The organism is Shewanella putrefaciens (genome assembly GCF_016406305.1).
Classification (GTDB): domain Bacteria; phylum Pseudomonadota; class Gammaproteobacteria; order Enterobacterales; family Shewanellaceae; genus Shewanella; species Shewanella putrefaciens_C.
Genome location: NZ_CP066369.1, coordinates 4,403,499 through 4,418,177, shown reverse-complemented (window position 1 = coordinate 4,418,177; position 14,679 = coordinate 4,403,499). Strand labels below are relative to the sequence as shown.

At 44.9% G+C, this 14,679-nt stretch carries 11 protein-coding genes; 6 read left to right on the top strand and 5 right to left on the bottom strand.

The window, feature by feature from the left end; translation table 11 throughout:
* Nucleotides 1-43 precede the first annotated feature (43 nt).
* Nucleotides 44-1,249 (top strand): HEPN domain-containing protein, encoded by a 1,206-nt coding sequence (locus tag JFT56_RS19165; RefSeq protein ID WP_198781552.1) that lies wholly within the window; start codon nt 44-46, stop codon nt 1,247-1,249.
* An 865-nt stretch (nt 1,250-2,114) separates the two neighbouring features.
* On the opposite strand, the gene JFT56_RS19160 is transcribed toward JFT56_RS19165, so the two are convergent.
* Nucleotides 2,115-2,900, bottom strand: a complete 786-nt coding sequence (locus tag JFT56_RS19160; protein ID WP_198781551.1) for a hypothetical protein — start codon at nt 2,898-2,900, stop codon at nt 2,115-2,117.
* A gap of 269 nt (nt 2,901-3,169) precedes the next feature.
* Between JFT56_RS19160 and JFT56_RS19155 the strand changes: the two genes are divergently transcribed.
* Nucleotides 3,170-3,937: a class I SAM-dependent methyltransferase gene (locus JFT56_RS19155; RefSeq protein ID WP_198781550.1), complete on the top strand. Its 768-nt coding sequence runs from the start codon at nt 3,170-3,172 to the stop codon at nt 3,935-3,937.
* 25 nt (nt 3,938-3,962) lie between these two features.
* Here JFT56_RS19155 and JFT56_RS19150 read toward each other — a convergent pair whose 3' ends face one another.
* From JFT56_RS19150 to JFT56_RS19140, 3 genes are all read right to left on the bottom strand, one after another.
* Nucleotides 3,963-5,984 carry a M14 family metallopeptidase gene (locus JFT56_RS19150; RefSeq protein ID WP_198781549.1) on the bottom strand — a complete coding sequence of 674 codons (2,022 nt, stop codon included), beginning with the start codon at nt 5,982-5,984 and terminating at the stop codon, nt 3,963-3,965.
* A 133-nt stretch (nt 5,985-6,117) separates the two neighbouring features.
* Nucleotides 6,118-7,236: an FUSC family protein gene (locus tag JFT56_RS19145; protein ID WP_198781548.1), complete on the bottom strand. Its 1,119-nt coding sequence runs from the start codon at nt 7,234-7,236 to the stop codon at nt 6,118-6,120.
* 252 nt (nt 7,237-7,488) lie between these two features.
* Nucleotides 7,489-8,718 carry a dicarboxylate/amino acid:cation symporter gene (locus tag JFT56_RS19140; protein ID WP_198781547.1) on the bottom strand — a complete coding sequence of 410 codons (1,230 nt, stop codon included), beginning with the start codon at nt 8,716-8,718 and terminating at the stop codon, nt 7,489-7,491.
* Nucleotides 8,719-9,133: 415 nt separating this feature from the next.
* Between JFT56_RS19140 and JFT56_RS19135 the strand changes: the two genes are divergently transcribed.
* The 3 genes from JFT56_RS19135 (at nt 9,134) to JFT56_RS19125 (ending at nt 11,828) form a co-directional block, all read left to right on the top strand.
* A complete protein-coding gene (locus JFT56_RS19135; protein WP_198781546.1) occupies nt 9,134-10,315 on the top strand; it encodes a porin in 1,182 nt (393 codons plus the stop codon).
* Nucleotides 10,316-10,388: 73 nt separating this feature from the next.
* Complete coding sequence (locus JFT56_RS19130; RefSeq protein WP_198781545.1) at nt 10,389-10,994, top strand: FMN-binding protein; 606 nt, start codon at nt 10,389-10,391, stop codon at nt 10,992-10,994.
* A gap of 30 nt (nt 10,995-11,024) precedes the next feature.
* Nucleotides 11,025-11,828, top strand: a complete 804-nt coding sequence (locus tag JFT56_RS19125; protein WP_198781544.1) for a PepSY-associated TM helix domain-containing protein — start codon at nt 11,025-11,027, stop codon at nt 11,826-11,828.
* 560 nt (nt 11,829-12,388) lie between these two features.
* Here the strand turns inward: JFT56_RS19125 and JFT56_RS19120 are convergent.
* The gene (locus tag JFT56_RS19120; RefSeq protein WP_198781543.1) at nt 12,389-13,261 is read right to left on the bottom strand and encodes a LysR family transcriptional regulator; all 873 of its coding nucleotides are present in this window, start codon (nt 13,259-13,261) and stop codon (nt 12,389-12,391) included.
* Nucleotides 13,262-13,360: 99 nt separating this feature from the next.
* On the opposite strand from JFT56_RS19120, the gene JFT56_RS19115 reads away from it, so the two are divergent.
* Nucleotides 13,361-13,972, top strand: a complete 612-nt coding sequence (locus tag JFT56_RS19115) for a LysE family translocator (RefSeq protein ID WP_198781542.1) — start codon at nt 13,361-13,363, stop codon at nt 13,970-13,972.
* Nucleotides 13,973-14,679: the final 707 nt, after the last annotated feature.

Sequence of the window (14,679 nt, the reverse complement as noted above, 5' to 3'; positions counted from 1 at the left end):
TGATAGGCAGATTTTGAAATATTTATATAGTAAGGGCTTGAGTATGTCTGATTATAGGGAAGTTGTTTTTGGCATAAATGATATTTTAGACGATAAATCTTTAGAGAGAATAAATAATTTCTCAGCAGAAGATCCAATTCAATGGGCGAAAAAATTAGGTGCAAGTGTTCAATCTATAAATTTTATGGAACTGCTTGCAAGAAAACACCCTTCTTTTTGCAGGAAGTTTATTAGGTTTGGTTACTCAAGTGGTGAAATAAATCCATTTTTATTGGCGAAGTGGTTGATGCTTAGAGCGAGAGTTGTTGGTGCCGAAGAAGCTTATAAATCTGTTCTGTTACTAGAATCTAATGATGTTGTTTATGGTTTTAATGTATCTTTAATTAGAGGTTTGGATTTTACAGGAAGCATTGATTTTATTGATGGAATAAAGTTGGTTGATTACAAAAACTTACCAAAAACAATATTAAAAAGTTTAGAAGTGAAGATGAATCTTGATAATGGAAGTTTGCATCCTCCTTATACATTTCTAATACAGCCACTTTGTGACAACCTTTTTGATTCCAACAGACCATTAGTTGATGATTCATTGCATTTTTATGTTGACCATGAGTTGCTTGTAGTGAATTTTTTATCATTATTTTCTGAGCATTATGCTCCAACAGTTGATAGGCGCTGGTGTATTTTAAATGATGATGTGCCTATGTCAGGTATTTGTGATAACCAATATTCTTATTATTTGGAGATTGAACCGCCGAAAATACATTCTGACTTTAAAAATGTCAAAATAAAAGAAGTTGAATTATTGTTTCAAAAATATATGGCAATGCCACATAAGTTAAGATTGCAAATTGATATTTCACTCTCTAGAAGGGTAAAGTCAATGAATACATGGAACTATGTTAATAAAGCGATCGACTTAGGTATTGCCCTCGAGTCAGTGCTTACTGCTCCTAGAACAAGTGATCAATTATCTTTACAGGTAAGGCTTCTTGGTTCAAAACTTGCCAGAACTGAATTTGAACAAAGGCGTAAGGTGTATTCAATATTAAAAGCTGTTTATACACTGAGGTCATTAGCTGTCCATAATGGAGAAGTGACTGATCAAAAAATAAAGGGTGAAGATGGAAAGAAACCTGCTCGAGAAATTTTAGACCTTGGTTTAAATATTCTAAGTGATTGCCTTAAAGAAATAATTAATCGAAATGGTTTGTCAGAGGATGATATTGAAAGGTTGTTGATAGAATAAGCCCTATATAAAGAATAGGACTAAATGGATAGGTTGAAATTTATATTCTTTAATCTTTAACCTGTCTTAAATATCCTTCGTTTTCATCTTCAACCCACTCACCAGAGTCGAGCAGTTGCTTGGCGCACTCACCAAGTTTATCGAGACACCCATTGTTAAATTTTGCTATGTAAAGATTGAATAGGCATATATACAAGCTATTGGTTCGTGCCAAACTTGCTCAAAGATATATACCTGAAGAGTTTGTTCGTTCAGTTTTCACGTCACACTTATGCGCTGTTTCAGGCTAACAGAATACGATTTAGCTCGCGGAATTAAGCACTGTCATGGAAGTGACCGTTGGCGGCATGGCCGCTCTTTCACATCTAACCCATAGGGATATGGGAAATGTCACAATGATGTCGGGAACATCATTGACCATGTGATCGCTGCATTCGCACTTCCGTATGTAGCAGATGCCGCCGTCGAGCCTATAGGGACACTTCTTGTTAAACGAAAGGGCGGCGTGTCACTGTAATGGCGGTGCTTAATTGTAGAACGATTTATTTTCTTAACAAATCAATTGGTTAATCTTTCGTTCCAATTCACTACATCGCAAAGATAATTTTTCCCTAAGTTAAATGCCCACTTAAAATCATTACAGTCATGATGCTGATTCGTCGCCACTAAAGACTGGTCTGCATTGAGGTTGGATAAGTAAGAATCGAGAGCCAAAAAAAATGCCACTACAAGGGGTTAGTGGCATAAAGTGCATAAGCATGTCCATGGAACGGTAACGCTAAAAAGGGTGGGTAGAAGACTGATATTAGGGTTGGGAACCTTGGTTATATCAGTCTCTACGCCGGGAAGAAGGTCAATACTCGGGTTATTTCATGCTCACAGGACCGTCGATTTTATCGAATGTCACATCGCCGGAGCCCGCTGCTAAGATACTCAAACCTTTAGTGTTAATAACATTAATATCACCTGAACCATCTGTGATACTGACGGTATTTTGTACATTGGCGACTGCAATTTCGCCCGAACCATCGTCGATAGTGATATTGCCTTTGATATCCGTCACTGTGATGGCGCCTGAACCGTCGGTAATCGCTAAATTGCCATTGAGTTGAGTGACTTCAATCGCACCCGAACCATCATCGATGCTGACATCATTACCACCGTGAATAATCAGTTCGCCGGAACCATCTTTGACTTTGATGCTGGCAGTCATCCCCTCGATTAATATGGCGCCAGAGCCGTCATCTACATCTAAGGCGAGAGCCATTGGCACTTGCAGCTTAAGATCAATATAGGGCGAGTAGTTATTGAAGCTTTCCTGCTCAAAATCGGCCTTAAGCTTGGCTTTATTGGCCTTTTTCTCAAGGGTGAGGATCAGTTTGCTATCGTCAGTGCTGGCCTTATTACTATAGATATCAGCGACCAGCTTAATTTGGGTAAGGCCCTCAACACCGATAATTTCAAGGCTGCCTGCACCCGTTTCGGCAATCAGCTCCTCTATATCTTGACTCTCGAGCGCTAACTCGCGTTGCTGGTGATCTAACTCCAGCATGCCGGCGGCGTTAACATTAATAATGCAACCCGTGAGGGAAACACCAACAGTAAAGACGGCGATAAATCCGAGGGTGAAGATAAAGGGGCGTAGTGACATTGTATTCTTCCTTGTTATCGGCACTCGATGACCGACTGAGTGCAGAACTGATTGCGATTAACTTTATGTGAGTAGAGATTGCACATCCTATGCCAATTTTAAAATGCAATAATAATCAGTATGTTACTTTTAATGTGTCCGATTCAGCTTAAGCGGACATGTCCGCCGAATGAGTGATTTACCCACAGATTAGTGAAATTGCTTATTTATTAGGTTAGTGTGAGCCCCATCAATCCCGCTGGACTCAAAGCATAAAAGAAAGGCTGCCAATGGATTATTTAACGACCAATAAGATTGCTTGGGATGCACGCACTCGGGTGCATTTAACCTCTGATTTTTATGATGTTGCAGGCTTTCTGGGCGGCAAAACATCATTAAAGGCAATAGAGCTTAACGAGCTTGAGGTGGCGGGCAAAAATTTACTGCATCTGCAATGTCATTTTGGCCTAGATACCCTGTCGTGGGCGCGAATGGGCGCTAACGTGGTCGGCATCGACTTATCTGAGGTGGCGATTGCTGAAGCGCAAAAGCTGACGCAGCAGGCGCAGTTATCCGCGGAGTTTATCTGTAGCGATGTGTACAGTGTTGCGGACAAGGTTGAGCCACAAGATATTGTTTTTACATCCTATGGTGCCATTGTTTGGCTGCCGGATTTAACGCTTTGGGCGCAGACGATTGCGCGCTGCTTAAAGCCTGGCGGACAGTTTTACATGGCCGAGTTTCATCCGGCGCAGCAGTTGTGCGATGGCTATAGCTATTTTAATCGGGGTGAGCCAGACATAGAGCAGGAAGGCACTTATACCGAAAATGCCGGTGATGACCAGCAAACCTTAATGTGCTGGTCGCACAGTTTGTCTGAAGTGATCAATGCATTATTGCAGGCGGGTTTAGTGTTGGAGTTTTTCAACGAATTTGATTTCAGCCCTTATAACTGCTTCGAAGGGCTTGAGGCGCAAGCCGATGGCCGTTATGTGTTAACACACCAAGGGCAGCATGTGCCCTTGGTGTATAGCATCAGCGCGCGTAAGCCTGCTTAATCCTTGCCGTTTTTGATGGCTAAGATTAGCGGCTACGGTAAACCGGATATTTAAGATATTGATAATCGTAGTAAGGGCTGCGCTCATAGAACCAGCGTAAGCGCGCCTCGGGATCGGCGGCAAACTCTGGGTTTTCCAGCGCCTTATTAAACTCGACCTGCAATTTAGGGTCGTCGCTAAGCATCTTGGCGGCCAGCGGCTCTATCGCATAGTCCTCAATATATTCGGTGCGGGTAAAGATAGGGTTGAAGAAACCCCATTGCAGCAAGGAATCTGGCGATTGTGGCTCAAGCAGTAAAATCGCCAGATCGCCTAAGGGTTGATCTGTGCTGACTTTCACTGTGCCCGCGGGCAAGGTAGTGATCACTTTGGCCAGTGTCGAGTCGGCCTTCACCGTGAGTCGCCCTTCGAATGCCTTAGTGTTAAACACCGGATTGCTTAAGGCGTATTGTTGCAGTTTAAGCTCTGTGGGTTTGCTTAAACGCGTCATACGAATGCCGTGCAGATTGAGACGCTCGATGGCCTGTGTCCACTCTGCAGGAATATAGTAGGCACTCGGGCGAGTGACTTTAATATCCGGCACAGTTTCGGCCATCACAGGCAGGTTAGGGTACAGCTTCGGTTCGCCCGTCCAACGTACAACGTCGGTGCCGCTAATTGGACTTTTCTCAAGCGTGTAGTCTATGCCTTTAAAATCCCAACCCTTAGCCAGTGGCGCCGATTTCCACGTTAATGTGATCAGCGGCGAGGCGCGGTATTTATCCTCTTGAATCGCACTCTTTAACTTAGTGGCTTGAGTGCCAACGGTTTTTAGAGTTTGCTCTAGCATCACATAGGTGCCGAGTACCCGTTGCTTAAAGGGCTTTAAGCTGTGGTTTTCAATCAAAATAGTGGGCAGATGACGGGCATCGCCATAACCATTAGAGAAGCGCGGGCTTGGGTTCCACAGCGACATGCCCTTAGTGATATCGGTATTGTCGACGGCGAAGATCAGCGGGCCGGGAATATGGCCCTGCTCGGTTAATGCCGCTTCTACTGCGGGGCGATAGCTGTTTTCGAGCCAGCGGAAACTGGCGGGACTCAAGCCTTGGGCGAGGTTGTAGCCGAAGGTGATATCGTATTGGTAATCTATGCCGTCGGTCACATGCACATCGATATACAGATCCGGCTGCCATACGTTGATGGCCCGCAGCATATGCTGCATTTCTAGGGTGTCGGCCTTGGCATAGTCGCGGTTAAGGTTGAGATTATTGGCATTGGTGCGCCAGCCCATATTCACCGGGCCGCGTTGGTTTACGCGATTAAATTCGCCGCTGCGCTCATGGGCATCCACACTAAATATGGGCACAAACAACAGGTTGGCTTTTTCGAGTAGATCGCTTTTCTCGCCTTTAACTATATCCCGCAGCAACATCATGCCGGCATCTTTACCGTCGATTTCCCCTGAGTGGATCCCCGCCTGCACAAGAATTGTCGGCTTAGTGTTTTGCTTGAGGCGCGCCGATTCGTTTATGCCTTCGCTACTGGCGACATACATCCAAATATCGCGGCCTTGAGGGCTCTTGCCGAGGCTCACTTTCTGTAATTTAGTGGTTTCGGCCGCCAGTCTATCGAGCCAGGCGATGGTATCGTCATAGCTTGGGCTTTCTAGGCCATTGCTTTGCTCGAAGGGCGTTGCCCATTCGTGATCTGCGCTGAGTAATAGGGCTTCGCTGCCGCCATGCCAAGTGATGCTCGGCGGTAAAATGGCATCATTTACAAAGGTATTAGCACGAGTCGGCGTTGCGACCACATTGACTGCTGCTTCGGGAGCGGCTTCGGCTGTCGGTTCTGTGGCGCTGTTATCTACACTGGCTTCAACCACAGGGGTTGGCACGGCTTCGGTTTTCGTAACCTCGGCGCTAGCAACTTCAGTTTTTGTAGTCTCAGTTTTAGTTGCCTTGGTTTGAGTCGCTTCGGTATTTGCGGATAAGGCTAAATGGGGAGTCAATAATGATCCTGCCGATAAGCAGGCGATTGCGACAACGGAAGGGGAAAACAAGCGCATGAAAAGAGTCCATATATCGAATTTTTATTAGGGCGGTATCTTTTCATTAAACCCCCAGCAAGCGCAAGGGCTGCCAAGGGTTTATCTTGGGTCGCGAGAGTGGTTTTTAGCCGTAATTCCCCGTGGTAACGGCTTATGAACGCTTGGCAGTTTTGTGTAACACGGTTTGTCCGCTATAGGCGACTTCGATAATGGCTATATCGGCATAAAGCGCCTCGACGGCGATGGCGAGTTGATAGATAAGCCAGCCATATCCTGTGAGTGCAAATCCCTGTGCCACCTCGTTTGCGACAGTGGCTGAGGCCTGCATTGGAGTTGCCAAGGTGAGTTGTAATCTCTGTTGCAGCTCCTGCTCTAACGCTGGTGGCAAGGTGGGTAAAGAAGCATTTTTACCCGCCACAAATTCGCCAAGTCGCTGCAGATACGCCGTAAGCTCGGCGGCGACGTTATTGATTTGATGGTAGGCCTCTTTATCGGCCTCCTGCCAGCGGCTTAAGGGCAAGAGTTCGAGCAGGGTGATCAGCCGAACCTGTTTATTGACTAATTCCGCGAGCAGCACTTTGTGCTTTTTCAGGGTTTGGCTTTCCCACTCGAGGGAGAAAAACAGTTTCTTTTGGGTTAATACCGCCTTCATGGCCGCTTCGAGGTCGGCGCGAAAATCTAAGTCATGGTTGGCGGGCGCCTGTAAATGCTGAGTGAGTACCTTAGCCATGCTGTTGATGGCATTGGCGAGCTGACTGCGCCAATCGTGTTTGGCCTTAATTGGGAAAATAAACAGGGAAACTAGAATAGCGATAATGCAGCCGAGCAGAATATTAGCCGTGCGCCACAGCGCCTCAGAGGTATCATGGTTGGCATCGCCAACAACGATAATGATGGTAAATCCCGCGACTAAATAGGCGTAGCTATAACGCCCAGCCGAGATAAAGCAAATCAGCGTCACCCCTAAAATCAGCAGCCCCATCATCAGCCAATAACTGTCGATGGTCGCCACTAACATCACGCCATAAGCCGAGCCTAAACAAGTGCCTACCGCCCGTTGCAGGGACTTTTCAATCGCGCCGCCCACCTGGGGCAGACTCATCATAATGATCACGATAGTCACCATGCTCCAAATAAAATGCGGTGGCGACCAAATGGCATTGATGGTCACGGCAATCAGTAGGGCAAGGCCGAGTTTGAGGGCATGGATGGCGCGAAAGTGGCGATAGATATAGTCGGCAAAGGGGCTTGCGGGGGCAAAAACAGACATAGTGCAAAACTCCTTTGGATATTAGCGCTAAGTGATTATCGCAGAAACACGGCGCCTCTGAGTGGCTCGTGGGATAAAGAAATGCGAATTGCGAGGCCAAGCCGTTCGAGCTTAGCCTAAGGTGACGCCAAGATCACATTAAGGTTTTGGACGTCGAGTAAATGGGCACAATAAGGGCAAACGTAGCGCATAAAAAAGGCTTGAATAAGCAAGCCTATTCAAGCCTAGGGATATACCTTCGTATTCAATCAGTTAGTGCGAGGTTTGCTCGGCGGTATATTTATCCATAATCGCGGCGCAGGCCGCATCGCCCGTGATATTAAGCGCGGTGCGGATCATGTCAAATACCCTGTCTAAGGCGAATAATAGTGGTAAACCATCGATAGGAATGCCCGCCGCGAGTAGCACGGCGACCACTAAAAATGATGGGCCAGGCACGCCCGCTTGACCAATGGCGCCTAAGGTGGAGGTAAAGATAATCGCCGCATAGGCCGTCATTGAGAGGTCAACGTTGTACATTTGCGCGAAGAACATGGCGACTAAACCATAATAAATCGCGTTGCCGCTCATATTAATGGTTGCGCCTAGGGGCAGTACAAAGGCGGTGGTTGCCTTAGAGATCTTAAGATCTTCTTCACAGGTTTCCATATTCACCGGCAGAGTCGCCATGGAGGATGCGGTCGATAATGCCATTACCTGCGGTTTCTTCATCGCCGAAATAAATTGCCGTGCCGACACTTTAGAGAATAACTGCACCACCAATGGGAAGAACAGAAAGCCGTAGATCAGAATCGCGGCCACAAACACGGCAAATAACTTAAACACGACTTCTAGCGCGTCGAAACCAAAGGTGCCGACGGAATCGGCCATTAAACCAAACACACCAATTGGCGCGATGATCATCACGCAGTTGATCATCCACACAAAGGCGTCAACAACGGTATTGAGTGCGGCCAAGATAGGCTTAGCGCCATCGCCCTTAACCTTAGTCAGCGCGATACCGAAGAAGATGCTAAAGACTAAGATTTGTAAGATGTTACCGCCGTTCAGTGACTCAAACACATTGGTTGGGATCATACCGATAAAGGTATCCATCACCCCGGGTAGTGCGCCATGATCCTTAGTCACTTCCATTAAATCTGCGCCACTGTGGGCGGTAAAATCGACCCCAGCCCCCGGCTGAAATAGATTACCCATCACCAAGGCAAGCACCACGGCAAAGCCTGAGGTCACAATAAAGAAACCAAAAGTGCCGACGCCAATCTTACCCGCCGACGGGCTATCGCCTAAACTCGCTGCGCCGCTGATGATAGAAACCAAGACGAGAGGTATCACTAGCATCTTGATTAAATGAATAAAAATGGTGCCAAGTGGCGCGAAGATACTCGCACTTTCTCCCATGATAAAACCCACCAGTGCACCAATAATCATGGCTATAACCACTTGCACACCAATGTTGCCTAATAAATTCTTGCTTTTCATGTTTGCGTAACTCCCCCGACACGCTTTTTTGGGCGCCTAAGGTATCACAGTTGCATCGACTGTATTTGTGAAACATCACTAACCTTGGCTTGAAAATAATCAAAATCTAAATCAGGTTAGGGTTAAATGATTGATTGTCAAAAAATTGCTATAAAAAATATCGATAATTCATTTTTGGCGGGTTTTTTAGTGTGCAATTTGTTGAATTATGATTTTTGTCGGGTGCAAGGGCCTTTAAACAATCACTAAAAGTGCGTTGCGGTTATCAAGTGTTGCATTAGTTGTATTTTAGTAAATACGAATTGATCTAGATCATAAATCCAAATGCGAATTGTTTGCATTATTTAAACCAATGTGTAAAATCGTCACAATTTTTTACATATGTTTACAAATAATGACCATTTTGGGGAAGGTAATGAAAAAAACACTACTCGCTAGCGCGCTATTGGGCCTCTTTACTAGCCATCAAGCGCTCGCCACGGATGAAACACAAGAACTGCGTAAAGTGATTGAGCAGCAACAACAAGTGCTGCAGGATCTTGAAAAACGCTTAGAAGAAACTGAAAAGCGAGTAGAAAAAACCGCCGATGCAGTTGAAGAAACAGGCCCAAGCAAGAGTGCAACGACCATTGGTGGTTATGGCGAACTGCACTACAACAATATTTCAGACAACATTAAAGACACTGACAAAAAAGAGTTCGATTTTCATCGTTTTGTGTTGTTCTTTGGCCATGAATTTACTGAGAAAACCCGTTTTTTCTCTGAGCTAGAAGTGGAACACGCATTGGCTGGCGAAGGTAAAAAGGGTGAAGTTGAGATAGAGCAAGCCTATATCGAACACGATTTTAACCAGAGCTTCACGGGTAAAGCGGGTCTGTTCCTGATGCCAGTTGGTATCATCAACGAAACCCACGAGCCACCAGCATTTTACGGTGTTGAGCGTAATCCCGTTGAAGCAAACATCATCCCTGCGACGTGGTGGGAAGCGGGTTTAGCGTTAAATATTAAAGCGGCACCGGGCCTCGCATTTGATACCGCAGTGACGAGTGGTCTTGCCGTTGCTACAACGGGCGACAAAGCATTTGATATTCGTAGCGGTCGCCAAAAAGTGTCTAACGCTAATGGTGAAGATTTAGCCTATACCGCCCGAGTGAAATACACCGCAGTGCCAGGTTTAGAGCTGGCCGCTTCTGCACAATATCAAGCGGATTTAACCCAAGGCGCTGCGGGTGTCGATACGGCATCGGCCACCTTGTTAACTGCGCACGCTATCTACAGCATTCAAAACTTCACCATTAAAGCACTTTATGCTCAATGGGATATCGATGGTGAAGAGGCAGAGGTTCTGGGGAAAGATAAGCAACAAGGCTATTACATTGAGCCTTCGTATCGTTTCAACGAAAGCTTTGGGGTCTTCGCCCGCTACAATGCGTGGGATAACAAGGCTGGCAATGATGCTGACACCGAAATCACCCAAACCAACATTGGTGTGAATTATTGGTTACATGAAAACGTGGTGTTTAAAGCCGATTATGAAACCCAAGGTGGCGCTAAAGACGCCGACGGTTTCAACTTAGGTGTGGGTTACCAGTTCTAAGCTTTGTTTCTTACTCGAATCGAGTCACACATCTGCAGGTGTGTGACTTTATTCATTATCTTTGAAGGTGATTATGGGCACATTTTTCGCGGCACTGACCAAGGCGGGCCAGCGCCTTGGCAGATCATTGATGAGCAGCCTAGGGATATTATTACTCGCGGTATGCCCTCTGCGGCTGAGCGCCGTCGAATACCAAAGTGCCGATGCCTTTATTCAACAGGCATTTAATGGCAATAAAGGTACAACTAAGGTCTTTTGGGTTGACGAGCATGCCAAACAGGTTATCGAATCGATACTTGCCCATAGTTTCAATAAGATGCGCATTCGTTATTGGCAGCAAGACAATGAAACCGTGTGGATTTTAGATGAAATAGGCAAAGAAGCGCCAATCACAGTCGGGATCCATATTAAAGACCAAGCCATAGTCAGGACTAAGGTATTGGTTTACCGTGAAAGCCGCGGCGATGAAGTTCGCCATGATTTCTTTACGGATCAATTCAAATCAGCCAAACTCGACGACCAAACTCAACTCGATCAGCATATTGACGGTATTACTGGCGCCACCCTGTCGGTTAGAGCCTTGACGAAACTGTCTCGTATTGCTTTGTGGCTCGATAACTATGTTACAAAAGCCGAAGCTACAAAAGCCAAAGTGACCAAGGTCGAAAAGAGTCAATAATAGTCAACTAGCCAGACGTAAAATGTAACTATGACTCGAAAGCATAAATCACAATCAATACAGACTATTAGCTACAAATTTGCCCGCGCGCTTCGCCCTTGGCACCGTAGATTAGGTATCTTAAGCTGCCTATTTATCCTATTGCTCGTGGTGACGGGTGTTGCCATCAACCACAGCCAGGCACTGCAGCTTAATCAATCCCCTGTGCAACAAGCTTGGCTGTTGGATTATTACGGGATTGCGACCCCTCAGCATATTGCCCAATTTGGCAGTGAAGCCCAGCCGCTATTTATCACAGATAACCGACTTTGGTTGGGGCGTGAACCAATACTCGAGGCTCAAAGCCAATTAATTAGTGCGGTGTTTTTACCTAATCTGTTGATCGCTATTGATAATAATCAACTTTATCTATTTGATAGCCAAGGGCACTTACAGGAAACTCAAAATAGCAGCACGGGTTTACCTAAGGGGTTAGAGGCCTTAGCCATAGAGTCGTTACCCCTTGATGCAACCCACACCGAAACAGTCAATCGCGTTTGGCTTAAAACCACTTCAGGCTATTATCGAGCCGATGAAAATCTTATCGATTGGATACCAGAACAGCCATTAGCGCCGCTGCGCTGGATCATCTCGGCAGATCCTGTGGACGCCGATATGATTCAATACGCCCGCAGCGCAAACCTCAACTGGGAAAGGGTGATGCTAGATTTGCACAGCGGCCGCTTATTTGGCGCCTACGCCGTGTGGCTATGGGATATTTTCGGATTAGCGTTATTGCTGGTATCCCTAAGCGGCCTTTGGCTGTGGATAAAGCAAACTAAATCTAAGCGATAACTTATTTACTCAGTCAAACCGCCGTAGGCCAACAGTGGTGGCCGTTGGTCTATTCTGTCTGCTACCGCTATCGAGATCCAAAGGTCTGCAATGTACCAATTTGGGCAGTTTGAGCGCTTTCAGTGGATAGTAAACGTTGTTAGCAGTTTCACATGTGAAAGTTATTTGGAATATTTGTAGGAAAGAAATATAGATTCATACTGACCGCAGCAACCCGATCCCAGCCACAACTGAGCATTAAAGTATCATGCTAGCTTTAACTTAGATTTGGACAGAAGCGATTAATCTTTTTATCTATTTATGGAGTTTATTGTCATTGTTTCCCCAGTGACTCGCCGTGAATATATCCATATAGGCTCGACGGCGACATCCATGTCGCCAACGGTCACTGGTGCCCCAATGCCAATTTTAACTACCAATTTACTATATGTTCGTAAAAAGCTAATGGACATTTCCGTGTTACTACGAGATGGAGAGCCTTCTCTTTCAGATAACTTTTTCTACTCCAAACCACGCTAGTCGCATACAAATAGCAGATTAAATTCACTAACCCACTACAATTACGAACCTAGAGTTTCAGGCTGGCATAAGGACATTGTCTTTTCTAACCAGTTTAAGAACTCCAATTCATTGCTTCCCAGTCTTTCTGTGTGGCTGAGCAGTACATAACGATGTCCAGATTGAGTAAATCCAAATGGAGCCACCAGTCTTCCGTTTTTCAAGTCATCGATTATCAGAGGATATGACCCTATAGCAGCCCCTAAACCGTCAACTGCCGCCTGTAAGCAGAAATAAAAATGCTCAAAGGATTTAGACTTATTGATATTAAAGGCATGTGTTGAACGTGATGACCAATCTGACCATGCAGAAGGTCTCGTTTCACTATGAAGCAAAACGATATCATCTAAGTTGTGCTGAGCTTTGTTCCAATATTCAGGGGAAAAAACAGGGCCAACCCACTCATTGACTAAGTTGTGTGTCGTATATTCTGGGCTAATATCGAAGTCATCACGCCGGATGGCTAAAGATAATCCTGTTTCACATAAATCCACAGGCCCTCCTGCTGTTGATAGTCGAACATCAATACCCGTAAGCTGGAAAAAACTGGCCAGCCTAGGCATCAGCCAGCGCATAGTTAATGTGGGCTCACAGGAAACTTCAAGATGCTTATTGCTTTCCCTCGTTAGCTTCTTAACTCCATTATCTAGAGCATTAAACGCAATATCAGTGTACAGCTTGAGTAGCTCACCTTCTTGCGTGAGACACATTCCTCTACCTTGTTTGTAAAACAGTAACTGCGACAAATGGCTCTCTAGCAATTTAATTTGCTTACTCACTGCTCCGTGAGTGATATGAAGTCTTTCTGCTGCCTTACTGTAACTCGATGACTCTGCCGTAATATGAAATACATAGAATGCTTTTAAATGTCTCATCTGTGACTTTTTCTCACATTTAGGGTGCCTTTTTTTCGATTATAACTTACCAATAAATCTATACAATTATTTTAAAATCATGAACAGTTAGGATAGAAAATGGAGTTATTAAGTTTTGCAGTATTTGGGCTTTTAATCGTAGTAAGCCCTGGTGCTGACTTTGTTTTAGTATTTAAAAACAGTGCAATTTTTGGCAGAAAAGCGGGCATATTAACGGCTCTTGGGATAGGGATTGGTGTTTGTGTGCATATTACCTATTCAGTAATTGGGATTAGTCACTTAGTTTCTCAGAATGCGGTTTTATTTAGCATAGTAAAGTACATTGGTGCGGCGTATTTAATTTATCTCGGAGTAACAGGGTTAGTCAGTTCTAAGTTGAAATTAGACTATGAAAACTCAACTGACCAACCCACACATACTCGAAAGTTTATATTTCAAGGTTTTTTGTGTAATGTATTGAATCCTAAAACTATGCTTTTCTTTCTAAGCGTCTTTAGCCAACTAATCTCAGCCAATAATGAAGGTATGCCTTTCGTCATTAGCTATGGCGTTTACATTGCACTTCTACATATAGCTTGGTTTTGTATAGTCGCTTACCTAGTCACATCTGTACACGCGAGTCATATAATTCAAAAGTTTGGTCATAGAATTAATCAGGCGTGTGGTTTGGGTCTAATTGCTTTTGGTGCAACATTATCAATAAAAGCCTAAATTCCAACTATCACATAATAAGGAAGTATTGTACTGGTACGCTAAATTTGGTCACTTAGATAGAGGTGTAATCTGACTTTACTTCCATATTTTTGGAATGACTAAATGTAAGTCAAATTATCCTCTGTGCACTGAGTGATTAATCGGTCGTTGCTCACAATGGGGCATAAACGTGCTAGAACTGATAGGCATAACACGAGTTTGGACCAAAGCGCGTTAGCCCAAAGCCTAAGTAAAATGGCAGGATTGCATGCGTGAATCAGTCTAGGCAAGACTGTTTTACTGCAACGATGTTTGCAATCCCTCATAGTCAGGTCTTACTTTCGGGTATCTATTACTTTTTGTATCTCTAGTTATCAGACAACAAAGGGCTAATCTTTGAGCCGTTGAGGTAATAGCTTTTTAGCTGAACGAGCAGCCAGAGGGGTAGTTAGGATTGGCATTGTTGCAACAGTGACCGTTGGCGACATGGCCGCTCTTTCACATCCATGTGAACGCGGCATTCGTACATCCATGCACAGCAGATGTCGCCGTCGAGCCTATATGGATATATTCACGGCGTGTCACTGTGGAAACAATGGCAATGAATAACAGTGTTAACTGGCTTTGGCGCAATAGCTTTTTGCTAAACGAACAGTGTGAGAGATAGTTAAGATTGGCATTGTTGCATCAGTGACCGTTGGCGACATGGTTTCTCAGTCACATCT

What these genes read in the sequence shown, in the direction of transcription:
- JFT56_RS19165 (WP_198781552.1), top strand. Translation starts at nt 44, where the DNA reads ATGTCTGATTATAGGGAAGTTGTTTTTGGCATAAATGATATTTTAGAC.
- JFT56_RS19160 (WP_198781551.1), bottom strand. Translation starts at nt 2,900, where the DNA reads ATGTCACTACGCCCCTTTATCTTCACCCTCGGATTTATCGCCGTCTTT.
- JFT56_RS19155 (WP_198781550.1), top strand. Translation starts at nt 3,170, where the DNA reads ATGGATTATTTAACGACCAATAAGATTGCTTGGGATGCACGCACTCGG.
- JFT56_RS19150 (WP_198781549.1), bottom strand. Translation starts at nt 5,984, where the DNA reads ATGCGCTTGTTTTCCCCTTCCGTTGTCGCAATCGCCTGCTTATCGGCA.
- JFT56_RS19145 (WP_198781548.1), bottom strand. Translation starts at nt 7,236, where the DNA reads ATGTCTGTTTTTGCCCCCGCAAGCCCCTTTGCCGACTATATCTATCGC.
- JFT56_RS19140 (WP_198781547.1), bottom strand. Translation starts at nt 8,718, where the DNA reads ATGAAAAGCAAGAATTTATTAGGCAACATTGGTGTGCAAGTGGTTATA.
- JFT56_RS19135 (WP_198781546.1), top strand. Translation starts at nt 9,134, where the DNA reads ATGAAAAAAACACTACTCGCTAGCGCGCTATTGGGCCTCTTTACTAGC.
- JFT56_RS19130 (WP_198781545.1), top strand. Translation starts at nt 10,389, where the DNA reads ATGGGCACATTTTTCGCGGCACTGACCAAGGCGGGCCAGCGCCTTGGC.
- JFT56_RS19125 (WP_198781544.1), top strand. Translation starts at nt 11,025, where the DNA reads ATGACTCGAAAGCATAAATCACAATCAATACAGACTATTAGCTACAAA.
- JFT56_RS19120 (WP_198781543.1), bottom strand. Translation starts at nt 13,261, where the DNA reads ATGAGACATTTAAAAGCATTCTATGTATTTCATATTACGGCAGAGTCA.
- JFT56_RS19115 (WP_198781542.1), top strand. Translation starts at nt 13,361, where the DNA reads ATGGAGTTATTAAGTTTTGCAGTATTTGGGCTTTTAATCGTAGTAAGC.